The organism is Actinoplanes sp. NPDC051859 (assembly GCF_044452725.1).
Classification (GTDB): domain Bacteria; phylum Actinomycetota; class Actinomycetes; order Mycobacteriales; family Micromonosporaceae; genus Actinoplanes.
This window is the reverse complement of sequence record NZ_JBITBX010000002.1, coordinates 743,107-767,055: the sequence shown is the minus strand read 5'-3', so window position 1 is coordinate 767,055 and position 23,949 is coordinate 743,107. Positions and strand designations below refer to the sequence as shown.

Annotated in this window: 19 protein-coding genes; 11 read left to right on the top strand and 8 right to left on the bottom strand. The window is 71.8% G+C overall.

What is annotated here, in order from left to right; genetic code table 11:
• The first annotated feature begins 632 nt into the window (after positions 1 to 632).
• The 4 genes from ACIA1L_RS07490 (at position 633) to ACIA1L_RS07475 (ending at position 3,971) form a co-directional block, all read left to right on the top strand.
• Positions 633 to 1,454 carry a nitroreductase/quinone reductase family protein gene (locus tag ACIA1L_RS07490; RefSeq protein WP_396071669.1) on the top strand — a complete coding sequence of 274 codons (822 nt, stop codon included), beginning with the start codon at positions 633 to 635 and terminating at the stop codon, positions 1,452 to 1,454.
• Between the two features lie 87 nt (positions 1,455 to 1,541).
• Positions 1,542 to 2,324: an ATP-binding protein gene (locus tag ACIA1L_RS07485; protein WP_396071668.1), complete on the top strand. Its 783-nt coding sequence runs from the start codon at positions 1,542 to 1,544 to the stop codon at positions 2,322 to 2,324.
• A gap of 47 nt (positions 2,325 to 2,371) precedes the next feature.
• Positions 2,372 to 2,677, top strand: a complete 306-nt coding sequence (locus ACIA1L_RS07480; protein WP_396071667.1) for an STAS domain-containing protein — start codon at positions 2,372 to 2,374, stop codon at positions 2,675 to 2,677.
• 166 nt (positions 2,678 to 2,843) lie between these two features.
• Positions 2,844 to 3,971 (top strand): RNA ligase RtcB family protein, encoded by a 1,128-nt coding sequence (locus ACIA1L_RS07475; RefSeq protein WP_396071666.1) that lies wholly within the window; start codon positions 2,844 to 2,846, stop codon positions 3,969 to 3,971.
• On the opposite strand, the gene ACIA1L_RS07470 is transcribed toward ACIA1L_RS07475, so the two are convergent.
• A complete protein-coding gene (locus ACIA1L_RS07470; RefSeq protein WP_396071665.1) occupies positions 3,910 to 4,935 on the bottom strand; it encodes an alpha/beta hydrolase in 1,026 nt (341 codons plus the stop codon). The two genes, ACIA1L_RS07475 and ACIA1L_RS07470, sit on opposite strands and share 62 nt — an antisense overlap.
• A gap of 59 nt (positions 4,936 to 4,994) precedes the next feature.
• Here ACIA1L_RS07470 and ACIA1L_RS07465 point away from each other — a divergent pair, with 59 nt between their 5' ends.
• Complete coding sequence (locus ACIA1L_RS07465; RefSeq protein ID WP_396071664.1) at positions 4,995 to 5,741, top strand: SGNH/GDSL hydrolase family protein; 747 nt, start codon at positions 4,995 to 4,997, stop codon at positions 5,739 to 5,741.
• Between the two features lie 3 nt (positions 5,742 to 5,744).
• Here ACIA1L_RS07465 and ACIA1L_RS07460 read toward each other — a convergent pair whose 3' ends face one another.
• Together ACIA1L_RS07460 and ACIA1L_RS07455 are read right to left on the bottom strand one after the other, a co-directional pair.
• Positions 5,745 to 6,944, bottom strand: a complete 1,200-nt coding sequence (locus ACIA1L_RS07460) for a MarP family serine protease (RefSeq protein ID WP_396071662.1) — start codon at positions 6,942 to 6,944, stop codon at positions 5,745 to 5,747.
• 56 nt (positions 6,945 to 7,000) lie between these two features.
• On the bottom strand, positions 7,001 to 7,849 hold the full coding sequence (locus tag ACIA1L_RS07455) for a transporter substrate-binding domain-containing protein (protein ID WP_396071661.1): 849 nt from the start codon (positions 7,847 to 7,849) through the stop codon (positions 7,001 to 7,003).
• Positions 7,850 to 7,940: 91 nt separating this feature from the next.
• Here ACIA1L_RS07455 and ACIA1L_RS07450 point away from each other — a divergent pair, with 91 nt between their 5' ends.
• Positions 7,941 to 9,515: a methyl-accepting chemotaxis protein gene (locus ACIA1L_RS07450; protein ID WP_396071660.1), complete on the top strand. Its 1,575-nt coding sequence runs from the start codon at positions 7,941 to 7,943 to the stop codon at positions 9,513 to 9,515.
• On the opposite strand, the gene ACIA1L_RS07445 is transcribed toward ACIA1L_RS07450, so the two are convergent.
• Entirely contained in the window at positions 9,483 to 10,955 is a 1,473-nt protein-coding gene (locus ACIA1L_RS07445) for a diguanylate cyclase domain-containing protein (protein ID WP_396071659.1), read from the bottom strand. The two genes, ACIA1L_RS07450 and ACIA1L_RS07445, sit on opposite strands and share 33 nt — an antisense overlap.
• A gap of 146 nt (positions 10,956 to 11,101) precedes the next feature.
• Between ACIA1L_RS07445 and ACIA1L_RS07440 the strand changes: the two genes are divergently transcribed.
• Both ACIA1L_RS07440 and ACIA1L_RS07435 read left to right on the top strand, forming a co-directional pair.
• On the top strand, positions 11,102 to 12,784 hold the full coding sequence (locus ACIA1L_RS07440) for a YncE family protein (RefSeq protein ID WP_396071657.1): 1,683 nt from the start codon (positions 11,102 to 11,104) through the stop codon (positions 12,782 to 12,784).
• Positions 12,781 to 13,734, top strand: coding sequence for a hypothetical protein (locus ACIA1L_RS07435; protein ID WP_396071656.1), 954 nt, complete (start codon positions 12,781 to 12,783; stop codon positions 13,732 to 13,734). The genes ACIA1L_RS07440 and ACIA1L_RS07435 overlap by 4 nt, the downstream gene beginning before the upstream one ends.
• On the opposite strand, the gene ACIA1L_RS07430 is transcribed toward ACIA1L_RS07435, so the two are convergent.
• The gene (locus tag ACIA1L_RS07430; protein WP_396071655.1) at positions 13,680 to 14,645 is read right to left on the bottom strand and encodes an EamA family transporter; all 966 of its coding nucleotides are present in this window, start codon (positions 14,643 to 14,645) and stop codon (positions 13,680 to 13,682) included. The genes ACIA1L_RS07435 and ACIA1L_RS07430 overlap by 55 nt on opposite strands.
• A gap of 72 nt (positions 14,646 to 14,717) precedes the next feature.
• The gene (locus tag ACIA1L_RS07425; protein ID WP_396071654.1) at positions 14,718 to 16,328 is read right to left on the bottom strand and encodes a CocE/NonD family hydrolase; all 1,611 of its coding nucleotides are present in this window, start codon (positions 16,326 to 16,328) and stop codon (positions 14,718 to 14,720) included.
• Positions 16,329 to 16,451: 123 nt separating this feature from the next.
• Here ACIA1L_RS07425 and ACIA1L_RS07420 point away from each other — a divergent pair, with 123 nt between their 5' ends.
• Both ACIA1L_RS07420 and ACIA1L_RS07415 read left to right on the top strand, forming a co-directional pair.
• Positions 16,452 to 17,030 carry a TetR/AcrR family transcriptional regulator gene (locus ACIA1L_RS07420; RefSeq protein ID WP_396071653.1) on the top strand — a complete coding sequence of 193 codons (579 nt, stop codon included), beginning with the start codon at positions 16,452 to 16,454 and terminating at the stop codon, positions 17,028 to 17,030.
• A gap of 49 nt (positions 17,031 to 17,079) precedes the next feature.
• Positions 17,080 to 17,418, top strand: a complete 339-nt coding sequence (locus ACIA1L_RS07415; RefSeq protein WP_396071652.1) for a hypothetical protein — start codon at positions 17,080 to 17,082, stop codon at positions 17,416 to 17,418.
• Between the two features lie 12 nt (positions 17,419 to 17,430).
• Here the strand turns inward: ACIA1L_RS07415 and ACIA1L_RS07410 are convergent, their stop codons facing one another.
• Together ACIA1L_RS07410 and ACIA1L_RS07405 are read right to left on the bottom strand one after the other, a co-directional pair.
• On the bottom strand, positions 17,431 to 18,138 hold the full coding sequence (locus ACIA1L_RS07410; protein ID WP_396071651.1) for a DivIVA domain-containing protein: 708 nt from the start codon (positions 18,136 to 18,138) through the stop codon (positions 17,431 to 17,433).
• A gap of 79 nt (positions 18,139 to 18,217) precedes the next feature.
• A complete protein-coding gene (locus ACIA1L_RS07405) occupies positions 18,218 to 21,820 on the bottom strand; it encodes an ATP-binding protein (protein ID WP_396071650.1) in 3,603 nt (1,200 codons plus the stop codon).
• Positions 21,821 to 22,181: 361 nt separating this feature from the next.
• Here ACIA1L_RS07405 and ACIA1L_RS07400 point away from each other — a divergent pair, with 361 nt between their 5' ends.
• Entirely contained in the window at positions 22,182 to 23,888 is a 1,707-nt protein-coding gene (locus ACIA1L_RS07400) for a hypothetical protein (RefSeq protein ID WP_396071649.1), read from the top strand.
• Positions 23,889 to 23,949: the final 61 nt, after the last annotated feature.

Sequence of the window (23,949 nt, the reverse complement as noted above, 5' to 3'; positions counted from 1 at the left end):
CCGACGAGTCGGGTATCCGCGCGAGGCCGTCCGGCTGCTACGGTGTTGCCCGTGACTGCCGGGTCGGCCTTGCGCCATTACCGAGTAGGGCACCCGGCCGAAGCGTGACCGCCGGGCGGCCCCGGGCGCTGCCCGCCGCCCGCGCCCCGCCGCACTCGCCCTGCCCCGCCGCCACTGCCCGCCGCACTCGCGTGCGCCCACTGCACTTGCTGGGCCCACTGCACTTGCTGGGCCCACTGCACTTGCTGGGCCCACTGCACTTGCTGGGCCCACTGCACTTGCTGGGCCCACTGCACTTGCTGGGCCCTCGCGCTGGGGCACGCCCTGAAGGGGCCGCGGCACGCCCTGAATGACCGGCTCACTGCCGGCGACACTCGGCGGCGAACCGCCCACAGCAACCCACGTCGGTGGCGAATCGCCACAGCGACGCTCTGTCGACCGGCTCGACCAGTTCGGGGGCACCCAGTGGCGACAGTCGCGGCACCGGCGTGGAGGAACAACCACGGCAACGCAGCGGGCGAAGCCTACGCCCCAGCGGGCCGCCGTGCTGCTCGCCGGGCCCACCGCCCAGCGAACGGGCCACGACGCGAAGGTCGGACAGCACTGCCACATCGATCTACCGAGAGTTGAGAATGCCGAACGATTTCAATACCCCCATCATCGAGGAGTTCCGGGCTAACGAGGGCCGCGTCGGCGGCTGGTTCGAAGGCGCCCGGCTGTTGCTGCTGACCACGACGGGGCGAAAGTCTGGCCGCCCGCACACTGTTCCGCTCGGCTACTTGCCGGACGGTGGCGAGCGGGTGCTCGTGATCGCCTCCGCTGCCGGGGCGCACCACCATCCAGCCTGGTATCACAATCTGCTGGCCGAGCCGGAGGTGACCGTCGAGGACGGCGCCTTCACCTATGCGGCTACGGCGACTGTCCTCAGCGGATCGGAGCGGGACCGACTGTTTGCCCGGGCTGCGGAGAGCGACCCTGGCTGGGCGGACTATCAGGCTAAGACGACACGGGTGCTGCCGGTGGTCGCGCTGACTGCCGTACCCGGGCCGCCGCGGCCGAATGCGAGCTCGATGGGCGGCGCGCTGAAGCTGATCCACGACGCGTTTCGGCGGGAGTTGCAGGTGATCCGGGATGAGGTTGCCCGGTCGGGTTCGGTGCTCGGTGCTCAGCTGCGGGTCAATTGCCTGACCGTGTGTCAGGGCCTGCAGCATCACCACACGATGGAGGACCGGGCGATGTTTCCGGGTGTGCAGCGGCCGGGTCTGGAGCCGGTGTTGGACCGGCTGCGGGCCGAGCATGACCAGATCGCCGTGTTGCTCGCTCAGCTGCAAGAGGTGCTCGGCGATCCGGGTCTTGGCAAGGATGCGTTGGCGGCCCGGGTCGGTGAGCTCACCGCAGCGCTGGACCGGCATCTTGACTACGAGGAGCAGGAGATTATTCCCCTGATCGGGTGATGAGCCGTAACTTGCCTGCGGCTGCAACCGTTGGTGTGACGTGAGCCCTCTCATGGGTACGGCCACTTCGACGTCCGTGACTTGCGCATGCTGACCGTCAGCGCAGATATCGAGACCGAGACGGTCGTCATGGCCGTACACGGAAATTGGGATCGGTCGCTGGGCGCGGAGGCGCATCGCACGCTGAAGAAGTGCATGAGCGAGCATCCCGCCACACTGATTATCGACCTGCAGGGCATGTACGACCCGCACGCCGCGAGCCTGCCCGCCTGGCTCGCGGCGCGGCGGGTCGGCCAGGCGATGAATCCGCCCGTCCGGGTGCTGGTGTGTGCGTCCACCGACACGGTGCTGGTGGATCGGCTGCGCCGGATCGGCGCGCCCCGCTACCTGCCGGTGTGTCTCACCGTCGATCAGGCTCGCGCGGACTCGTACGGCTCGCGGCGTTCCTCGTCGCGGCGGCGGCTGCACTTGCCGGGCGAGGTGGAGGCCGCGAGTGAGGCACGGGCGCTGGTCACCGAGCTCTGTGCACAGTGGCAAATGCCGACGTTGCTGCATCGTAGTCGGTTGGTGGTCTCCGAGCTGGTGGCGAACGCGGCGCTGCACGCCCGTACGCCGATGACCGTGCTGGTTTCTCGCCGCAGCGCCGGCATTCACCTGGTGGTGGCGGATGGTGATCCGCGGCTGCCGCAGCCGCCGGCGCCGCGGGCCACGCCGGCGCCGCTGCGGTTGCCGGAGGTTTTGCCGCCTTCGTCGGCGGACGGTCATGGCTTGCAGTTGGTCGACGCTGCGGCCACGGTGTGGGGCGCGCTGCCCACCCCTGAAGGGAAGATGGTGTGGGCCACCCTGCATCCGTGGGCGCGCCGCAGATGAGCGGGATCAGTTCTTGCTTCTTCACGACTGTCCCGCCGAGCCCACGCATGACGGCGACGTCGGATCCGGCGAGTGGCTGCCTGACCATCACGCTCGAAGGTGATCTCGACTGCGCCACCGCTCCGGCGCTGTCGGCCCGCCTGCAGACGGTCCTGGGCCGGCGCCCGGTCCAGCGGGTGGTCATCGACGTGGCCGGCCTGGAGTTTTGCGACATCGCGGGCGCCCGCTTGTTTCTGCGGGTGGCCCATGAGGTCACGAGCAGCGGGGCCGCGTGCTGCCTCCGTCATCCCCGGGCGCACATCCGCTGGCTCCTGCAGCACCTCGACGCGGGCCATCTACTGGAGTCGGTGTGACAGGCAGCCGGCTCGACCGGTCAACGCCTCGCTGGTAATCCGGTTGCCGGTCGCGGACGCCTGCGCCAAGGTGGTCGCCATGACGTACTGACGGATACCCCGCGACCCGCATTCCCGCCACTCACCGGCCCCGCCGGTTGCCGTACCCGTCTGTAGGAGCACGTCCTTGTCCGAGTCCCCGCGCGCCACGGTCACCGTGTTCGCGTCTCCCGCCAGCTGGATCGAGTCCGACGCGGTGGCGCAGTGCCACCAGGTGGCCGCGCTCGACGGCATGATCCACGTCGCCGGCATGCCCGATCTGCATCCCGGCAAAGGCGCCCCGATCGGTGCCGCGATGACCTCGCGCGTGCTGTACCCGTTCCTGGTCGGCTCCGACATCGGCTGCGGGATCGCCGTGTTCCCGATGCGGCTCAAGCGGCCCGTACCCGGAAAACTCGCCGCCCGCTTCCCCGACCTGGACCACCCGCCGGAGCCGGACGACCCGGCCTGGTCCGCGGTCTCCGGCGACATTCCCGCCGGGCACACCGAAGGCCTGGGAACGGTCGGCCGCGGCAACCACTTCGCCGAACTGGCCCGCGTCGACGCTGTCCTCGCCGCGGACCACGCAGAGCGGCTCGGGTTGGCCGCTGGCGACCTCGTGCTCATCGTGCACAGCGGGTCCCGCGGCCTGGGCGAACGCATCCTGCGAGACCACACCGAAGTGCACGGCGCGGGGCCGGCCCCCGACCCGGCGGCCTACCTGGCCCGCCACGATGAGGCGGTGCGCTGGGGTTCGCTCAATCGGCGGTTGATGGCGGCCCGGATCGCCTATGCACTGGGCACCGAACCCACCGCGCCGATCGTCGACGAATGCCACAACTCGGTGGAAGTCCGCGACGGCGGCTACCTGCACCGCAAAGGCGCGGCCCGCGGCGACGGACGCGACGTGCTGATTGCCGGCACACGCGGCACGCATTCCTTCCTCGTCGCGACGCACGCCGGGCCGGAGGCGGGGCATTCCGTCGCGCACGGTGCCGGGCGCAAGATGTCCCGGGCCGATGCGCTGCGCCGGGGCAAGGCCAAGCACACCGTCGAGGAGCTACGCCGGACGCCGGTGGGCTCGTTGGTGGTGTGCGGCGACCGGCAGTTGCTGTTCGAGGAGGCGCCGACGGCGTACAAGCGCATCGAACAGGTCGTCGGTGATCTCACTGAGCACGGGCTGGCGACGCCGATCGCCACGACGGTGCCGCTGGTCACGTACAAGACGGCTGCGGCCGCACCTCGGGACCGGGGTCGGCAGCGGCGGGGCCGGTGAGGGCCGCCCGGAGCGCCTCCAGCATGGCGGCGCGGAACGCGGTCATGCTGGGCTCCCGGCCGTCGAGCAGCGCATCAGCACCGTGATACATGCCCGGCACCACCCGCAGGTCGCAGTCCACGCCGGCGGCGCGCAGCCGTGCGGCGTAGGCGACGTTCTCGCGGTGCAGGATGTCCAGATCCCCCACCCCGATCCAGGCGGGGCTCAGGCCGGCCAGCTCCGGACGGCGCGCGGCCGCGGCGTACGGGCGGTCGTCATCGGCCTGCGGTGAACGACCCAGGTACGAGGTCCAGCCGAAGCGGTTCGACGGCGCCGTCCAGACGAAACCCGGGTGGTCCGGCTTGCCACGCAGCACCGTACGGTCGTCGAGCATCGGGTAGACCAGCAGCTGAAGCCGCACGGGCACGCCGGTGTCGTACGCACGCTGGGCCAGCGCCGCCGCCAAGCCGCCACCCGCGCTGTCGCCGCCGACCGCCACCCGGGCCGGGTCCACGCCCCACTCCGCGGCATGCTCGTGCAGCCAGCGCAGCACCCGACAGCAGTCGTCCAGCCCGGCCGGGTACGGATGCTCGGGCGCGAGGCGATAGTCGGCGCTCACGACGAGCACGTCCAGTTCGGCGGCGACTCGGCTGCACCAGGCATGCCCCATGGCGGGGGTGCCGAGCACCGTGCCGCCGCCGTGGATCCACAGCAACGCCCCACCCGTCCCGGCACTCCCGGCCCGCCGGTAGGTGACCACGCCGACCGGCGGCGAGTCGGGACTGCCGGGCACCAACCGCTGCTCGATGTGCACTCCGGCACGGATCCTGGCACCCGGAAAGGGCAGGCGCCGAGCCAGTGCCAGCGTGGCCGATCCCAGGTGCAGTGGCAGATAGAGGACCGGATGTCGCAGCTCGCGGGGCACGGCGGCGACGGCGGTGCGGTGCCGGACGGCGAGGGCGGCGAGGGCCGCCACCGCGAGCATGCTCACAACCCTGCGGGCGGTCATGGCCCAGTATCCCCCGCCGGTCTACCCTCGATCGAATGCGGTACGTGGCGATCGGCGACAGTTTCACCGAGGGGCTCGGCGACGAGCTGCCGGACGGGTCGGTGCGCGGCTGGGCGGACCGGGTCGCCGCCGGGCTGGCGGCCGCCGAGGACGAGGCGGTCGAGTACGCCAACCTGGCGATCCGTGGGCGCCTGCTCGAGCCGATCGTCACCGGGCAGTTGGATGCGGCGCTGGCCCTCACTCCGGCCCCGACGCTGATCACCCTCAACGGTGGCGGCAACGACATGATGCGGCCCGGCGGCGACATGAGCCGGCTCATCGGGCTCACCGAGCGAGCCGTGGTCCGCTGCGCCGAGGCGGGTGTCCGCCTGGTGTTGATCAGCGGCGCCGACCCGTCCGAGCGGCTGCCGTTCGGCCGGGTGATGCGCCGACGCGGTGACATGCTCACCGCCGCACTGCGTGAGGTGGCCGCCCGGCACGGCGTCGACTTCGCCGACGTCTTCAACGACCGGGAGATCCGCGGCGCGGGCTACTGGTCACCGGACCGGCTGCACCTGAACGCGGCCGGACACCAGCGCGCGGCCGGGCTGATCCTCACCGCGATGGGTCATCCCACCGCCGCGCACGTGGCCGACCCGGCGCGGGCCGACAACCGCCGGCTGCTGGGCGAGGCCCGCTATTACCGGCAGCATGTGCTGCCCTGGATCAACCGCCGGCTCCGCGGGGAATCCTCCGGCGACCACCGCACGGCGAAGTTCCCGGTCTGGACCCCGATCAGCTAGCCGTCAGCTCGGCGACCGGCGGCAGGCGCCGGTGCCGACCGGCGTCGACCGCTCCGCGCCGCGCCGGGCCACGCCTGCGATCTCGGTCGCGGTCAGGGCGAACCCGGTGCCGGCGTCCTCATCGGCTACGGCGAAAACGACACCGAGGACCGTTCCGCCGGGTGACAGCAGCGGTCCGCCGGAGTTGCCGCCGCGCACCAGGGTGCGGATGGCGTACATCTCGCGGTCCACCGCCCCGGTGCCGTAAATGTCCGGCCCCGCCACGTCGCCGACGCTGCGGATGCGGGCCGGCTGGGCGTCGTACGGGCCGTCCAGCGGGAAGCCCAGCACGATGGCGTCGGCGCCGGAGCGCACCGGTTCCGCCGCGAACGGCAGGACGGGCACGTCGAGGCCGGGCACCGCCAGCACGGCGACGTCCCGGGCCGGGTCGAAGGCGACCACCGTCGCCACCAGGTCGCGGCGCCCGGACCGGACGTGCACCTCGCCGGCGCCGGCCACCACGTGGGCGTTGGTCAGGACGCGTTCGGGGGCGTACACGAATCCGGAGCCGACCGATCCGCGCCCGCAGCCTGCCGCCGTGCCCGCGGTGGCCCGGATTTTGACCACCGAGCGGCGGGCGGAGGCGACGATCGGCAGGTCCGCGAGGGTCGGGTTCGGGGCGGCGACCTCGGCCGCCGAGATGCGGTCGAGGCCGTGGAACACGGTGGGCAGCCCGTCAGCGTCCAGGGCGCGCGCCAGGTCCGCGGACAGCTCGCGGGCCGGCGTGGGCAACAGGGCGTTCGTGCCGGCCAAGATGGCACTGGATCGCAGCTCACGGTCCAGCCACGGCGGCACAGACGACCGCACCGGCACCACCATCAGGGCGGCGACGACGAGCACAGCAAGAATCGAGACCACCGCCCCGCCGATGGCGTCCATCCGGCGTTCCCGGTCGCCGCGGACGCGAGCGCGCAGACGGAGGCCGTATCGCGAGGCAAGGAACTGGCCGATCGCGGCCGGCACGAGGATGGTCACCAGGGACACGACGACGCGCAGGATGCCGGAGCCGACCCGGTCGGCGAGCAGCGGACCGGCCTGCACGCCCACCAGGGCACCCGCGGCGAAGCCGCCCATCGACAGGGTGCCGAGCAGAAAGCCCTGGTGGTAGCCGCCGATGGCAGCCACCACGAGGAGAAGAATCAGGACTGCATCGACCGCGCGCATCGCGCGCAGCGTACAAAAGGAGCTCTAGTGTCCTGGCTCACGGTCACACCTGGCGGTCAGGCACCACCGTTGATGGCGCCGGTTCGCAGTGCGCCCTCGGTGACCTTCCACTTCGTGAGCAGTGCGTCGTAGGAGCCGTCGTTGATCAGCGAGTAGAGGGCGGCCTGCAGCGCGGCGGTCAGCGGCTTGCGGTCCTTGGCGACGCCGATGCCGTACGGAATGGCCTCGATCTGCGGACCGGAAAGCTCGAGGGTGGCGTCCTTCTGGACGTCCAGCGCGGCGATCGGGAAGTCGTTGAGGGCCGCGTCGGCGGACTTCTTGGCCACCGTCGCGGACGGGGTGTTGCTGCTGACCAGGGTGGCCTTCTTACCGCCGGCGCACTTGTCGGACGCGGCCTGCGCCATCTCGACATACACGGTGTCGGGCTGCACGGCGACGCGCCGCCCGCAGAGGCCGGGCATCCCGCCGATGTCGCCGACGCCCTTCGGCACGACGATGGACGTGCCGGCGTTGAGGTAGTTGACGAAGTCGGCCTGCTTCTGGCGTTCGGCGCGGTCGAACATCGAGGAGATCGACACGTCGATCTTGTGGCCTTCCACGTTGCTGAGCAGGTCACCGAAGCCCAGGTTCTGCCACTTGACGGTCAATCCCAGCTTGGCGGCCAGCGCCTCCACGAGCTCAACGTCCAGGCCGGTGAATTTATCGCCGTCCATGAAGGTCATCGGCTCGAACGTCGGATCGGTGCCGCCGACCAGGACGCCCGACTGCTTGATCGAGTCGGGGAGCGCGGCCTTCGCCTCGGCGAGGCGGTCGACGGGCTTACCGGTTTCCGAATCTCCGCTGCCGCAGCCGCCGGCGCCCAGGACCAGCCCGGCGATCAGCAGGGAAACGATACGTCGCCTCATAGTTGCCTGTTCGGTAGGTCGCCGACCGAACTGAGTCGAAGCGGCCACCGGATGCGCGCGATGGTCATACCGTGTAACCGAGGGGGTTACCGTGACGTTCACCATCCGGCGGCAGATCGCCGCGCTCGCCGTGGTCGGTTTTCTGCTCGTCATCACGGCCGGCGTCATCGGGTTCACCGGGACTTCCGCGCTTGCCGATCAGCAGTTGACCGTGCGCAACGCCGCGTCCGCGTTGCAGGCCGTCCAGACGGCCGACCTGGCCCGCTCCCTGTTCCGTGGCAACGTGCTCGCCGCGCTGGTCACCAACAACGCGACCGAGCGCCAGGAAGTGCTGAACAAGCTCGGCCAGAACGTCAACCAGGCGCGCGCCGGGCTGGACGACGTCATCAAGTTCGTGCCCGAGCTCCGGCCGCAGGCCGACGCGGTGCTGCCGGTCCTGGACGAGCTGATCGCATCCGGGCAGCGGATCGTGACGCTCGCCAGCCGGGTTGCCTCCGACCCCACCCGGACAGCGGCACTGGCCGCGCGGCCCGCGATGGACGCGGTGGACACCAAGGTCGCCACGGCGATCGACGTGCTGCAGACTTCGCTCACCGAGCGGGTTTCCCAGTCCGGCAAGGATGCCGAATCGCTGGCGATGCGGGCTGAGTGGGCGACGCTGATCACCGGTCTCCTCGCCGCCCTCGTGCTGGGCGGAGCGGCGATGCTGCTGGCCCGGCGGATTGCCCAACGCGTCAAGTTCTGCCTGGCTACGGCCCAGTCCATCGCCGACTACGACCTGACAAACGACGCCACCCTGGGTGGCAGCGACGAGCTCGCCGACCTCAGCAAGAGCCTGCGGGCCATCACCAACTCGTTGCGGACGGCCCTCACCGAGATCGGCGGCAACGCGACGTCGGTGGCGGCCGCCTCGGAAGAGCTGACGGCGACTAGCCGACACCTCTCCGAAGGCGCGGGTACGGCCTCGTCGGAGGCGGCCGAGGCAAGTCGGGACATCGATCAGGTCACCACGAGCGTGGGGCAGACGACCGAGGCCGCGCGCGGGCTGGACACCTCCATCCAGGACATCACCTCGGCGGTCGGCGAGGCCGACGCGGTGGCCCGGGAGGCTGTCGACCTGGCCATGAACACCAACCGCATGATCGAGCGGCTGCGCAGCTCCAGCGACGAGGTATCGGCGGTCGTCAACATCATCACGGCCATCGCCGAGCAGACGAACCTGCTCGCCCTCAACGCCACCATCGAGGCGGCCCGCGCCGGCGAACAGGGCAAAGGCTTCGCGGTTGTCGCGGGTGAGGTCAAAGACCTGTCCCGGGAGACCGCGTCGGCGACCGGCGACATCTCGGCCAAGGTGACGGCCATGCAGGCGGACACCGCCCAGGCCTTCGAGGCGATCAGCCGGATCAGCCAGGTGATCGACCGGATCGACGAGCTGCAGCGGTCCATCTCCACCGCGGTCGACGCCCAGATCAGCGCCACCAGCCTGATCGTCGCCAATGTCGACGTGGCCGAGCGGTCCGCCGCGGCGGTCTCCGGCTCCATCGGCCGGGTTTCCGGCACGACGTCCCTGACGCACGAGGCGGCAAACCAGACCGAGTCGGCGGCGATCGAGCTCGCCCACCTGTCCCACCAACTACGCCTGGTGTCGGACCGCTTCAAGCGTTGACGACGGGCGGCCCCGGCCGGCTTTTCCCGCATACATGGCGGCGTCCGCGTGGCTGATCAATGCCTCGCGGGTCAGGCCCTGGCCGGGGCGGGCGCGGGCCACGCCCGTCGTGACGCCGACCGCAGCGGTGGCATCCGGCAGGGCGACCGGGGTGGCGACAGTTTCGGCGATCCGCGCGGCGAGGTCTGTGGGATCCAGCCCGGCACTACCTCGGCACAGGATCAGGAACTCGTCGCCGCCCAGCCGCCCGACCAGGTCGTCAGCGCGGACCACCGCAGTCAGCCGCGCCGCGACCGTACGCAACACGGCGTCGCCGGCCGGGTGGCCGTACCGGTCGTTGACGGGTTTGAAGCCGTCCAGGTCACAGAGCAGGATCGTCACCTCGTCGAGGGCGCCACGGTCCAGGTCGACGAGGGCGCGGTCGATTTCCGCGGTGATGTGCCGGCGGTTGTGCAGACCGGTCAGCTCGTCGTGGGTGGCGTGATAGGCCAACGTCCGCTCGGCCCGGTCCCGCTGGGTGGACAGCAGCCGGATCCGGGCCAGCACCAGGGGTACGACGAGCAGCGTGCCGAGCGGAAGCAGCAGGCTGGACGACTGCTCACCGCGGATCACCTGCACCGCGGCAATCACCGGGTTGGCGCAGAGCGAGGCTGCCAGCCACCAGAGTCGCAGCTTGCGGGCCTGGGCTGCGGCGGGCGGCGGCACGGTCAGCGCCGACGCCCCCGGATGCAGTGGTGCCGCGGCGATGCACAGGAATGCCGCGAGCAGCAACTCGGCGCTCCAGAGGGCCTCGCCGCCGGGGGGCGCCGCGGAAGTGATCATCGCGGCTAGGGTGAGCACACTGGTGGCGATCAGGTAGGCGAGCGTGCCCCGCCCGGCCTCGGCCATCATGCCGATCCGCAGCAGGCAGCCGGCCACCGCGCAGAGCACCAGCAGGTCGCCGAGCAGCAGGAGTTGGCCGCCGGCGGTGGCGCCGTCCGGCAGATGCGGGCGGACCAGCCACTCCCACAGCGGTCCACCGGCGCAGATGCCGAACAGAGCGGCGTCGATCATGCCGCCGGGGTCCGCGCTGGCCCGCCGGCGCAGGGCTACCGCGGTGCCCATCAGGAACAGCGTGTGCGCGGTGGACATGGTCAGGTCGGTCAGCGATCCCTCGGCCCGGCCCAGGTGCAGCCCACCGAGCCAGTCCGGCCAGCGCAACGGAATCACGAGCAGCAGCGCGAGCCCGAGCACGGCGAGCGTCCACGGGCGACGGTCGGGCAGGCTGCCGTTGCCGAGCGAGATCAGGAACGTGATCATCGGCAGCGCGGTGACCAGGAAGAAGACGAGTGGGCGCCCGGTGGGACCGGCCAGCGCGTAGGAGGTGCCGGCAACGGTCAGGACGGCGACAAACCCCGCGTGGACCGGCCAGGCCGGTGCCGTGGAGCGCGGCCGGGGCATCGGCCCTCCTTCCGTCGGGATTGCTCTGACCATCGGCCGCGGCCGTGCCGACTTGAGTTCCCACCGTACGGGCTGAGAAAGGTGCCAATCTGGCCCCACGGGTTTCGCCCGCCCCTCTGGTCACTGCATGCTGATCGAGGGGCACCATGAGTGACTACGACCTGCCACCGCACGTCCGGGCCGAGATCGCCAGCGCGAGCCGCGACACCCGGCTCCTCGGCGTCGGCGAGCTGGCCCAGCTCGCCACGAGCGCCGATCTCGCCGTAGCGTCCGCGGCGCGGCATGCCCTCGGCCGCCTCACCGAAGACGACAGTCGCAGTGTCGCCGCCGCGGCGGCCGCGAGTCTGGGCCGAACGGGGATCCGGATCAGCCCGGACCGGGTGGACTTCGGCGAGGTGCCGCCCGACTCGCCACCGCTCGACCTGCAGGTGCTCATCGACGGTCCTCCGCTCGCCCTCGCTGAGGCCACCGTCACCGCCGCGGGACCCGGCCTCCGAGCCAGGCTCGACGGCCGGCGCCTGCAGATCGAGTGGCGGCCGGCGTCTGACTGGCTCGACGGTGCGGTCACCGTCCGCGGCTCGGCCGGCTGGGCCGACGTGCGGGTGACCGGCCAAGTCCGCGCGCCCGAACCGGCGGACCAGATCGCCGCAGTGCTCAGCGTGGAGGCCTACCCCGCGGCCCGGATCACCGTCCTTCCACCGCCCCGCCGCAAGCGCCGGGGTGGCCTGATGGTGGTCGCGGGTCTCACCGCGCTCGTCCTGCTCGGCGGGGCGGCGGCCGCGGTGGCCCTGACCACCCGGGTTCCGGACCGCCAGTCACCCGTCGCCGCGCCGCCGCCCAGCACCGCCCAGGTATTACGAACAGAGGCGGCGCCTGCACCCGCGTTCATCGTGCCGACCGAGCGGCTGGCCCTGCGCGCGGTAAGCATCGGCAAGCCGGTTGTCGTGGGCACCATCCCGGTGGGCGCCGAACCCGAGGGAGTAGCCGTCTCCCCCGACGGCCGTACGGTCTATGTCGCCAACCAGAACTCTCGCATCCTTTCCGTGGTCGACGCCGCCACCCAGCGGGTCACCCCGGTCAAGCTGCGCAACACGCCCCGTTTCGTCGCCACCTCCACGGACGGCAGCCTCGTCTACGTCTCCCTGTACGAGAAGGACATGTCCGGCAGCGGGGTGGCTGTCGTCGACGCCGCGAGCCGCCGGGTCGTGCGCTACCTGACCACCGGCCGACAGCCGTTCACGCTGGCCGTGGGCCCCGATGACCGGCTGTGGGTGCCGATTCACAGCAGCGGCCGGGTGGAGATGTTCGCCACCGGCGGCACGCAGCGCGCCGATGGCAGCATGACCGTCCCGCCCAATCCGCACGCGATCGCCTTCTCGGCCACCGCCCGACGCGCCTTCACTGCCAGCCACGAGTCGAACGCGGTCGCGGTGATCGACCTGGGCAGCGGCAAGGTGCTGCGCGCCATCCCGGTGAGCCGCGCCCCGCACAGCGTCGCCGTGTCCCCGGACGGCGCGCGCGTGCTGGCCGCCGGTTACGAGGCGGGCACCGCCGACCTCATCGACGCCCGGACCCTGCGGCGCACCGGGCCTTTGCCGGTGGGCGACAAGCCGCAGGCGGTGGCGTTCGCCGGGGATGGCCGGCATGCGTACGTGGTCAACGAGGGCGACAACTCCGTGACCGTTCTGGACGGCGTCACCGGGGCGCAGACGGCGACGGTACGGGTCGGTGGTAGCCCGCGGGCCATCGCCGTCGCCCCGGACGGCCGCCTCGCGTACGTGTCGAACGGGGCCGACGACACGGTGACCGTGCTGCGGATCGGCGAATGACCACCGCGGCGTGGCTCGCGCTCGCCATCACCGTGGCGGGGGCGTTGAGTTACGGCGCCGCCTCGATCCTGCAGGCCGTCGCCGCCCGGCGCAGCGCCGGCACGATGCGTACCCTGGGTCACCCGCTGTATCTGCTGGGTATCGGCTGCGACGTCTTCGCCTGGCTCGGTTCGATGATCGCCCTGCGCGAGCTGGCCGTCTATGTGGTGGAGTCGATCCTGGCGGGCTCGTTGGCGGTGACCGTGCTGGCTGCCCGCTTCGTCCTGCGGTCCCGGCTGCGGCGGCGCGACGTCGCCGCCGTCGTGGCCTGCATGACCGCGCTGGCCGTGCTGACCCTGTCGGCCGGGCCGCAGCATGACGTCACCACCACCGGTGGGCTGCGGCTGGGTTTGTGCATAGCCGCGGCGCTGCTGGTGCTGATCGGCTGGGGCGCGGCCCGGACGGCTCCGGCCGGCGTGGTCGCCGCGCTGGGCGGGCTGTGCCTGGGCGGCGCCGCGCTGACCGGCCGGTCCCTGCCCGGGGACCCGGGCGCCCTGCTCACCGAGCCGCTGGTCCTGGCCGTCCTGACCTTCGCGGTCACCGGCATGACGCTGTACGCCTGCGCGCTGCAGAAGGGCCAGGTCGGTCCGGTGACGGCGGTGCACTGGACGGCCGAGGTGGTGGCACCGTCGGCGGTCGCGTTGGTGCTGCTCGGCGACACCGTCCGGTCCGGCTGGGAGCTGCCCGCGGCTATCGCCGGGCTGGTCACCGTGGGCGCAGCCATCCTCCTGGCTACCGCGCCTGCTACCACCGCGATGACACTGCCACCACCGGAGCAGGAGCCGACAGCCTCCGGTGGCGAACGGATCATCTGGTGGGGCCCACCGCCGATCTGGACTCCGCCCGCGCGGGCGGCTCAGCCCTCCGCGCGGCTCGGCACCGCGGAGGCCGCCGGCAAGGTGGCGGCCTGACGAAGCTGGTCCAGCCGCACCAGCACGATGCCCGCGATGATGCACACGCCCCCGGCCGCCTGCATCGCGCTCGGCAGCTCACCCAGCACCAGCCAGGCGATCACCACGGCGAACACCACCTCGGTGAGCCCGACGAACGACGACAGCGCCGCGCCGAGCAGCCGGGCCGCGGCGATGCCGGCCACGTAGGCCACCACGCCCGCCACCAGCACCAGGCCGACGACCGGCACGAGCCAACTCGTCGTGTGCCCGGCCAGGTCGACAGTGCCGAAGGTCGCCTCCAGGGGCAGGATGCCCACACCGCCCAGCAGCAGGAGGATGAGCGCACCGCTGAGCATGCCGCCACACGCCATGGCGATCGACGGCAACTGCGGGTCCATCCGCGCGGACAGGACGAAATAGCCGGCCAGACCGACGGCGGCCAGCAGCCCCCACAACACGCCGACCGGGTCGACGCGCGCGCCGTTACCCGCGGGGTCCAACACCAGGATCAGCCCGGCGCCGGCAGCCACCGCACCGGCGATGGTCAGGCCGCGGGGGCGCTCGCCGTGCCGGAGCCACATCCACAGCACGACCAGCACGATGCCGGAATATTCGAGCAGCAGGGCCACCCCGACCGGCAGATACCGTACGGCGTTGAAGAAGCCGACCTGCGCACCACCGACGGCCAGCAGCCCGAACAGGCTGATGTTGCCCAGAGACCGGCCCACCACGTGCCAGCGGTCGCGCAGCGCCCACAGCGCGGGCACGGCCAGGAGCACCGCCGCAGCGCCGACCCGCGCAGCCACGGCAGCGTCCGCCGACCAGCCGGCATCGATCAGCGACCGGGCGAAGGTGCCGGAGGTGCCGAACGTGGCAGCGGACAGCAGCGCCAGCCCAAGGCCGGCGCCAGCGGACCGGTCCGCTCTCATACAGGTTCCCTCCGGCGAGCCACGGTGTCGAGCAGCACCGTACCCGGCTCGCCGGAGGGAATGTGCGGAGGTTCAGACGAAGGGCACGTCCAGGTACGAGCCGCCGGTGATCGTGACCGACTTCTTCGGCGGGTTCTCGTCGTAGTAGAGCCCGTCCATCGTGTCGACGACCAGGGTCAACGAGTGCCCGGCGGGCAGGTCGTACGCGGCGGCCTGCAGGGCGACGTCCACCGTCCGGTTGCCGCCCTTGGTGTCGATCCACGACGACGGCGCGTGGGTGATCAGCCGGGCGTTGCCGAGGATGTCGAGGTCGTACAGGTACGCCACCACCGTGCCCTGCGCTTCGGTGCCGGTCAGTTCGAGGTGCAGTTTGGGGATGCCCCGCAGCCTCACGGACTTGTCCGGCCGCTCGGAGGCCCAGACGCCGGCCCGGGATCGGTCGACAGTGGGCAGCCACACCCACGGCTGCTTGCCGGTGAACGCCGCGAGGCCCGCGGTGAGGAGCACGATGCCGCCGTTGGCGGTGGTGTCCTTGTCGGTCGGCAGAGTCTTGCTCCAGCCGGTCGATGGGTCGCCGCCGAGCAGGCCGGTGCCGTCCCAACCCCGGATCGACCCGAGGCCGTAGCGGCGGGTGTCGGGCGAAAGCGCGGACCAGTTCGCGTACTGCTCGGCCTTGGCGTTGTACGGCTTGACCACCACCGGCGGCTCGGTGTCGACGCCGGTCGGCACGCCGCGCAGGTGGAAGTCGAACCACCGGTACAGGCTGGTCCACACCTCGTTGTCGATCCCGGCCAGACCGGTGATCTCGGCGATGGCGTGATCACCCGGCCGCAGTTCGAGGCGCTTCGGCCCGGCCAGGTTCGCATAGAAGTCGACCAGCTGGTTCGGCGGGAAGAACGTGTCACCCCACCCATTGGCGATGAGGACGGCCGGCTTGTTCGCGTTGATCGCGTCCAGGTAGGTGCCCGGCGACCGGGTCTTGCCCCACGCCGCGACCTCGGGGGCGTTGCGGTTGGCGAAGAAGTCGTCGAGGGCCTTGTCCAGCTCCGGGCTGGGGTCGCCGAGCAGGTCGGCGGTGAGGCTGAGGAACCCGGCGGACTGCCGGTGCCGGGTCTGTTCGGCGTAGAGCGAGCTGACCATGTCGGTCCAGCCACTCATCATGACGACGGCGCGGATGCGCTTGTCGTGGGCCGAGCCCATGAGGCTGAGCCCGCCGCCGTACGAGATGCCGGCGGCGCCGATGCGGGCCGGGTCGGCCGGGGTGTTGGCGAGCGTCCAGTCGATCACCCGCGAGATGTCGGCCATGTCCCTCGGCCCCGCAGTGTCGATCTCTCCGCCGGAGAACCACCAGCCCCGCGGCGTGTACGACACCACGACGTAGCCGCGTTCGGCGAGCTTCTGGGCTTGGACGGCGTACTCGAGGTCGTTGAGGCCCCAGCTCGACGGCATGATCAGCACGGGGTGGCGACCGGCCGCGGTGGGTGCGACGACGTTGGCCTTGAGCACGACGTCACCGCTGGTGATGTCGACGAACTTGATGCCGGTGGTGGCCTTCGCCGCCGCTGCCGGAGCGAGTGCGGCGGGGGTCGGTGCGGCCACGGCGGGTGTGGGAGCAGTGGCTAGTGCGGTGGCGGTGAGCAGCGAGAGCAGTAGGGCGGGCACGACAGGACGACGGGGCGCCATGGGCACTCCTGGGGGTTGTCGGACGTCGGTGGCGGCAGCGTAGGAGCCGGTACCGAGAAATTGAAGCCGGTGACATTCTCGTTACCTGCCGGTAACATGTACGCCGACTCGAGGAGACGAACAGTGGTGCTCTACGGTGCCCCGTCGGCGCTCCGGCGAGATGCCCGGCGCAACCGCGCCGCCATCGTCGAAGCGGCGGCCGACGTGCTGCGCGGCCGCGGCCCCGGCGCCCGAATGTCCGAGATCGCCCGCCGCGCCGGCGTCGCCCTGGCCACCATCTACCGCCACTTCCCCGACCGGCAGGCGCTGACCGCCGAGGTCATCGGCCACCAGCTCGGGCAGCTGGAGGAGGCGGCCGCCGCGCGGGCCGACCGCCCCGCCGCGTTCCGGCCGTTCCTCCGCGCGGTGCTGCACCGGCTGATCGAGATGAAGTCGCTGATCGCCCTCGCGGACGGCCTCGACGCCGGCGTCCGCCGCCGCTACCAGCAACGGCTGGTCGCCGCCTTCGCCCCGCCCCTGCGCAGCGCCCAGGACGGCGGCTACGTCCGTACCGACCTCGTGCCCAGCGATCTGCTGTTGCTCTTCGCGATGGTGCAGGGCGTGGCCGGCACGGGCGAGGACCCGGCGGCCGCCCGAGCGGCCGCCGACCGTTCGATCGACCTCATGCTCGACGGCGTCTGCCGCGACCGGCACGTTTCCTGATTCCGCGACAGGCATAGCACTGGTCGGGCGATCCGGGTACTACTGGGACATGAGTACGGACGAAGCGGAAACCCCCGAGGAACACCGTGCCAGGCTGGCCGCGCGGCAGCACGCGCAATTCGATCTGATGGCGGAAAACGCCGAAGCCATCGCCCGCGTCGCCGACGAAAGCGCGACGATTCATGACCAAATAGGCGACCATCTGCCCAGCGCCGCGGCCCACGCGGACCGCGACCGGCAACTGGCCGCGGCCGAACGGGCAGCTGCGGCCGCTTTCCGCGAGCGCGAGCTACCGTCCCCGGAGGTCCGGGCCGCCATTCGCAATGCCCGCCCGGGCCCCGAGGAGCTGGCCCAGCTCCGCAACACCACGGAGAAACCCGACCGGTAGGACCGGCCCGGATCAACCGAGGGCGCGCTCCACCGCGAGCTTTGGCTCGCTGTTCAGCTCCTGCATCTGGTGCACCAGGTGGTTCTGCAACGCGGCCTGGTAGCTCTGCGCGAGGTGACCCAGCCGGTCGATCTCGTCGAGCAGCTCAGCGCGTTTGATGCCCAGATTGTTCATGGCGTCGGAGTGGTCGCGGCGGGCGTCGCCCTCGATCGTGCCGGCCCGCAATTGCGCCTCGCCGGTGAGCTGCGCGGCCTTGTCCCGGGCGGCACCGAGCAGCGCGTCCGCCTCCTGCCGGGCGTCGAGCAGGTGATCGTCCGCGGTGCGCTGCGCCATCATCAGCACCCGGGCGTTGCGCTCGTCGTCGCCTGCGGCTGCCACGGCGGCGGCGACCGGCGGAACGGCGGAACGGGCCTGCTCCAGCTCGGCCTGCACGCTGCGGGCGTTCTGCTCAGCCCGCGCGCGGGCCTCCTGCATCCGCTCCAGCTTGGCGGCCAGGTCGGCGAACTCGGCGGGCAACACCACCGTGGAGGCGGCGCCAGGAGTGCCGGAACCGGGCCGCTGGACCTGGTCCTGCAGAGCCCCGTTCTCCTCCAGCAGCCGGATGAGCTCCTGCTCCACCTCGTCGAGGAAGGCGTCGACCTCTTCCTCGTCGTACCCCCGCTTTCCGATCGGTGGCTTCTTGAAGGCCATGTTGTGGACGTCGGCCGGAGTCAGCGGCATCGCGCTCCCTAGTGCAGATCGGCGACCGTACGGGGATCGATCCTATGCCGCCGTGCAAAACCGTTCGCGTCGGGCGGTCTTAGGAGCTGCGCCGCTCGATGGTCACCAGGGTGCCAGATCCGGTTGTGGTGACCCGCACGTCACCGTACGCGTTCATCAGCAGCGCTCCGCGGCCCCGATCCATCGGTGCGGGGCGGCCGCGCCACGTTCCGTAGTCCTGCACGCCGATGTGAATCACACCATCCGCCACCGCCAGCCGTACGTCCACCTGGTCGCGGGTGGGCTGCTGCGCGTGCTCGACCGCGTTGTTGACCGCCTCCGTGGCGGCGAGTTGCAGGTCTTCGAGCAGGTCCGGGCCGACCCGGTCAGCCAGCGCTGTCCGGAGGTCCCGGCGCATCGCCGCGGCTGCGGTCGGCCGCAGCGGATAACTCCACGCCAGCTCGAGCCCAGCCCCGGCCGCGGCCGCTTCGACGGGCCGGGCAGGCAGCCGCCGGTGCAACGCCACCGCGGCGACGTCCACCATCCTGGACCGTGGAGAGCCGTCCAACACCACGTCGAGCAGGTCGTTGACGCTCACGCCCCGCCGCATGCCCTCGGCGCCGGGTGGCTCGGCACGGTCGTCCGGTCCGCTCGCGGAGAGCAACAGCAGGGAGGAGCCCTCGGGAAGGTCGAGGCTGTGCCCGGAATACGAGGCGGGGCCGAACCCCAGCCGCGGACCCGCGGGGTGGACCGCCCAGCTGGCCGACTCACCCGGCAAACTCCGAATCGGACCGGGCCAACCGGCAGCCGCCCAGGTCAGAGCGCCGCTCTCCGGAGAGAGTCGGGCCAGCAGCACGGTCGCCGGCGGGACGTCACCCGTGGACAAGCGGCTGAGGATCCGTTCCGGTGCGGGGTCCTGCACCGCGTACGAACGGACGGCGACCCGCAACCGGCCGGCGGCAACGACAGCCTCCGGGCCACGTCCTGCCACCTCCCCGACCGCGAGGAGCAGATCGCCGCCGGCCAGCGGGACGACGTCGTGCCAGGCGCCACCCGCGTCGGTTCCCGGGCGGTGCCGAGCGCTCAGCTCCCAGCCCGGCACCGCTGGCAGGTGCTCGGGCAACACGGCCCGCCGCATCGTTGCGGCGATACGGCGGTCATGATCCGGCTCCCACCGGCCCGCCGCGAGCGCCGCCACCATGGCGGCGACCGGCTCCAGCAGCTCCGTCGCGGCGACGGGCGGGATGCCGGGAACCAGGACCGACAGGGCGCCGATCTCGGCCCCCTCCTCGTCCCGCACGACCCGCCGCACCGTGGCCGTAGTCGCCGGCACGCTGTCCGGCGGCGGCGCGGAGGTGACCGTGAAGGCGGGGCGGCCGGGCCCGGTCGTCAGTTCGGTGGTCGCCTGAATGCCGCCGAGCAGGGCACGGGCCTGTTCGGTCACGGCGTGCAGGGCGTCGGACAGCAGCCTTCCCGCGGCGATGACGGCAGCCGTCGCCGCCGAGGTCGGTTCCGATCGGGCCGGGCCGTCCCGCAGCCGGCCGAGGCGGAGTGTGGCCCGGACCCGCGCCAGCAGTTCACCCGCGGTGAACGGCTTCACCACGTAGTCGTCGGCGCCGGCGTCCAAGCCCTCCACGCCCGCTTCGGCGCCGGCACGGGCGGAGAGCATGACAATCGGCAAGCTTCGCGTCTCCTCGTCCTGCCGCAGCGTCCGAACCAGCGCGAACCCGTCCAGCCGCGGCATCATCACGTCGGTGAGCAGCAGGTGGGGCGGCCGCCGCCGGATCGCCGCCAGCGCCGCCTCGCCGTCCGCGACCGTGTCCACCTGCCATTTCTGCGCGGTGAGCAGGCGGACCAGGTAGGCGCGCATGTCGCTGTTGTCGTCCGCGACCAAGATGCGGACGTCGGCCGGATCGGCGGTCGGGTCGGCGGTCGCGGGCACGTCGAGCCAACCGGACGCCTCGTCGGCCAGGGCGTGCGCCGTGGCGCCGGTCGGCGGGCCGTCCGAGCTGGCTCCCACCGCGGCCACCGCGGCCCAGGGCAGGGCGACGGTGAAAGTCGTGCCGGTGCCGGGGGCGCTGGTCACGGCGACATCGCCGCCGAGCAGGCGAGTCAGTTCGCGCACCAGGGCGAGGCCGACACCGCTGCCCTCGTGGCTGCGGGCGCGGACGCCGTACACGCGGTGGAAGCGGTCGAACAGATGCGGCAGGTCGGCCTCGGCGATGCCGATGCCGGTATCCGCGACCCGCAGATAGATGCCCTGCTCATCGCTGTCCAGCGTCACCCGGATCTCGCCGACGAAGGTGAACTTTAAAGCGTTGGAGAGCAGATTGGTGACGATCGTTTCCCAGTTGCCCGCGTCGATGGCCGTCGGGCGCGGCACCGGCGGGCAGTCCACGACGAGGCGCAGCGCGGCCCGCTCGACCGCCGACCGAAACACGCCTGCCAGCTCGGCGGTGCGCGCGGCGAGGTCCAGGTCCCGTGGGACGTTGTGGGCCCGGCCCGCCTCCAGGCTGGAGAAGGTCATCAGGTTGTTCACGAGCGTGAGCAGGCGCTTCGCGTTGCGGTGCGCGGCGTCGACGCGCTCGGCCTGCCGAGCACCGAGCGGTTCCTCGCCGTCGGCCAGCGCGTCTGCCAGGGGTCCCAGCATCAAGGTCAGCGGGGTACGGAACTCGTGGCTGACGTTGGTGAAGAAGGCAGTTTTCACCCGGTCCAACTCGGCCAGGGCTTCGGCCCGGCGACGCTCCTCCTCGTAAGCCAGGGAGTTACGCACGGCGACCGACACCTGCTGCGCGAGCAAGTGGAAGAAGGACCGGTAGGAATCGTCCAGCGCTCGGCTGGGACTGACTCCGGCCAGCAGCACGCCGAGCGGCTGCGACCGGTCAGCCGACGGCAACGGTACGGCAACCGCCTCGCCCACCGGCAGCCCCCACGGCCCACCGGTCACCACGACCGAACCCGGCACCTCCAGCCGTACGGTGTCGTGCGGGGTGGCATCGAGCTCCCAACCGCCACTCGCGGCATCCGGGCCGAGCACGTCCGGCAGCGCGGCACCGGCGCCCGCCGCCCGCCGCAGAACGCCACCATCGGCCAGATAGATGGCCGCGAACGGCACGTCGAGGGGGTGCCCGCCGATGGTCTCGGCCAGCCGCGCGCAGGTTTCGGCAACCCCACCGGTGCGGTCACCGCCGCGCAGCGACAGCTCGTGCAACAGGCGCAGCCGCCGCTCCCCCACGATCTGCTCGGTGACCTCGCTGCAGACGGTGAGCACGCCGACCGTGGTGCCGTCGTCGTCGCGGGCCGGGGCGTGCGAGACGCTGAAGTAGGCCTCCTCGCGGTACCCGGCGCGCTCGAGCATCAGCCGCAGGGCCGGCACCCAGCTCGCCACCCCGGTCCGGACCGCCTCGCTGATCAGTGGTTCGAGGACGTCCCACCCGGCTTCCAGGGTCACGCGGACGTCGTCACCCAGCGCGGCGGGATGCTGGTCACCGATCAACGCCGAGTACGCATCGTTGTAAAGCTGCGTGAACTCGTCGCCCCACAGCAGCAACATCGGGTAGCGCGACGACAGCACGGTGCGTACTGCCGACCGGAGGCTCTGCGGCCAGCCTTCCACCGGCCCGAGCGGCGTCCGCGACCAGTCGAGCTGAGCCATGAGCCGGCCGGTGTCACCGCCACCGGCGAATACGTCAGCCGGAGCCATGCGCGCCCGTCACTTCGTCCTCATATCTCCCCGTAGCCACCCGGTGAGCGGCCCCGCCGCCCCCCATACCCCGCATCGGTCCGGGCATGCACGCATCCGAGCCGCAGAAATCCACTCCTTGGGACGGTGACCAGATTGGCGCCGACCGCCGCCTGGCCGGCCACATCCATCGTGACATGGGAATATTCGCTGGTCGGGTCCACAGTGACCGGCCCGCTGTGAGGTGTTACATCTGAGCGCGATCTGTACACCTGATCTTTCGTCCGGTACTTCTTCTTCCCGCAAGGCCGCATTGATGGCGGCCCGCCCTCCCGCCCACGCGATGCGGGCGTAGCGCACACCAGACACCTGGAGGACGAGGTTGAAGCGGACCCCACGGCGTTGGCCGTTGGCCCTGGCGGTAGCCACGGCCGTGACCGGCGCGGCCAGCATCACGGCGGGCCTGCTCACCGTGCCGGACGACCGGGCGGCGACGACCGTCGCGGCGGGCGCCGCCCCGGCGGACCGGCCGGTGGCGGTAGCGATCGACGATTCCTCCGGCACTGCGACGATTGCCCGGCCGGGCAAGAGCGGCGCGGTCGAGCGGGTCAGCGGTGAGCAGCTCAAGCTCGCGGCGTACGACAAGCGGGCCGGGAAGGCCCGTCTGGTCGAGGCGGCTGGCAAGCCCAAGAAGACCGAGGTGCGCAAGGGCGACGTGATCGCGGCCGGGCGGTCCAAGGCTCTGCCCGAGGGCGCGCTGGTCAAGGTTGTCGACGCCCGGGAGGACGCTGCCGGTCAGGTGTCGGTGGCACCCGCCACGTTGCCCGACCTGCTGGGTGACCAGAAGCTCACGACCACCACGCCGGTGCCCGTCGGCGACGTGACGGTCAAGCCGCTCACCGAGGGCGTGCAGGCCACGGTCGAGAAGGCGACGGGTACGGCCGCACCCGCGACCCAGCCCCCGACCGAGCCGACGGCGTCCGTGCCGGCGGTCACCGAGCCGCCCGTCTCGCAGCCGCCCGCGACGCCGCCGGTCAGCCCGTCGGCCGACGTGTCGATCCCGGCGCCGGCCACCTCGCTGCCCAGTTCCTCGCCGACACCGCCCGCGGCGTCGGCGTCCGTTGCCCCGCCGGCCTCGCCGCCGGTCTCGCCGTCGACCACGGCACCGGCACCCACCGCCACCGCGCAGACGGCGCCGGTCACCACGCCGGACGGCGCGACGCTGCTGCCGCCCGCCGTCGTCGCGCCTGCTCCGCTGGCCGGCGCCGGCACCAAGGAGCGGCACAACGTCGGCAGCGAGATCAAGCTCGACCTGAACGTGCCGATCGGCGACTACGGCTTCACCGGCACTGCGCAGGGCGGCCCGACGCTGGCCGGCTGGGTGCACCTACAGCCGCAGGTGATCTTCAACTATGAGCGGGCGCACTGGTACAGCGTGGCCCCGTCCGCGGCCGCGATCGGCATCGGTGGCGCGTACGACTACGGCTGGAAGGTGCACGCCGGGCTGGCCGGGTCGGTGGACACCGGACGCAAGCCGCTGCGGCTGCCGTTCGCCGAGGTCAATGTGCACACCACGTTGTTGGTGGCGGGCTTCCCGGTGGTGGTCGACGCCGATCTGACCTACTTCTACCAGATCTCGGCAACCGGCAAGATCACCGTCGATGCGGAGCAGAAGACCACGGGCGAGCTGTCCCTGGGTGTCCGCTACCGCAAGGGTGAGGGCTGGTCCCAGCTCCCGGTGGCCACGTCCACGGTCACCCCCGGCAAGCAGCTCGAGATCAACGGTGCGGCGGAGGCCAAGGCCACCATCGGCGCCACGTTCGACGTCGCCCTGTACGGCTCGGTCGGCGCTGGCCTGGAGTTCGCGCCCTACCTGCGGGCCGACGCCGCCGCCGGCACGGGCACCGCACCACGCTGGGGGGTGTACGCCGGCTTCGAAGCGAAGGGCCAGCTCTTCGCCCAGTTCAAGATCCTCGGCATCACCCTGCTGGACAAGCGGCTCGAACTGCCCCTGCTGCGCAAGGAATGGCAGCTCGCCGGCAGTAAGCCAGCCGCGCCCCCGGCCCCTTCGCAGGGTTCCGCGGGCTAGCAGGAACACGAAGGGCCGGACCTCGCCGACGGGGTCCGGCCCTTCGTTGCTGGGGAGGGGG

What these genes read in the sequence shown, in the direction of transcription:
- ACIA1L_RS07470 (WP_396071665.1), bottom strand. Translation starts at nt 4,935, where the DNA reads ATGCTCGCGGTGGCGGCCCTCGCCGCCCTCGCCGTCCGGCACCGCACC.
- ACIA1L_RS07405 (WP_396071650.1), bottom strand. Translation starts at nt 21,820, where the DNA reads ATGGCTCCGGCTGACGTATTCGCCGGTGGCGGTGACACCGGCCGGCTC.
- ACIA1L_RS07490 (WP_396071669.1), top strand. Translation starts at nt 633, where the DNA reads ATGCCGAACGATTTCAATACCCCCATCATCGAGGAGTTCCGGGCTAAC.
- ACIA1L_RS07455 (WP_396071661.1), bottom strand. Translation starts at nt 7,849, where the DNA reads ATGAGGCGACGTATCGTTTCCCTGCTGATCGCCGGGCTGGTCCTGGGC.
- ACIA1L_RS07430 (WP_396071655.1), bottom strand. Translation starts at nt 14,645, where the DNA reads ATGAGAGCGGACCGGTCCGCTGGCGCCGGCCTTGGGCTGGCGCTGCTG.
- ACIA1L_RS07480 (WP_396071667.1), top strand. Translation starts at nt 2,372, where the DNA reads ATGACGGCGACGTCGGATCCGGCGAGTGGCTGCCTGACCATCACGCTC.
- ACIA1L_RS07445 (WP_396071659.1), bottom strand. Translation starts at nt 10,955, where the DNA reads ATGCCCCGGCCGCGCTCCACGGCACCGGCCTGGCCGGTCCACGCGGGG.
- ACIA1L_RS07460 (WP_396071662.1), bottom strand. Translation starts at nt 6,944, where the DNA reads ATGCGCGCGGTCGATGCAGTCCTGATTCTTCTCCTCGTGGTGGCTGCC.
- ACIA1L_RS07440 (WP_396071657.1), top strand. Translation starts at nt 11,102, where the DNA reads ATGAGTGACTACGACCTGCCACCGCACGTCCGGGCCGAGATCGCCAGC.
- ACIA1L_RS07435 (WP_396071656.1), top strand. Translation starts at nt 12,781, where the DNA reads ATGACCACCGCGGCGTGGCTCGCGCTCGCCATCACCGTGGCGGGGGCG.
- ACIA1L_RS07485 (WP_396071668.1), top strand. Translation starts at nt 1,542, where the DNA reads ATGCTGACCGTCAGCGCAGATATCGAGACCGAGACGGTCGTCATGGCC.
- ACIA1L_RS07465 (WP_396071664.1), top strand. Translation starts at nt 4,995, where the DNA reads ATGCGGTACGTGGCGATCGGCGACAGTTTCACCGAGGGGCTCGGCGAC.
- ACIA1L_RS07410 (WP_396071651.1), bottom strand. Translation starts at nt 18,138, where the DNA reads ATGCCGCTGACTCCGGCCGACGTCCACAACATGGCCTTCAAGAAGCCA.
- ACIA1L_RS07415 (WP_396071652.1), top strand. Translation starts at nt 17,080, where the DNA reads ATGAGTACGGACGAAGCGGAAACCCCCGAGGAACACCGTGCCAGGCTG.
- ACIA1L_RS07425 (WP_396071654.1), bottom strand. Translation starts at nt 16,328, where the DNA reads ATGGCGCCCCGTCGTCCTGTCGTGCCCGCCCTACTGCTCTCGCTGCTC.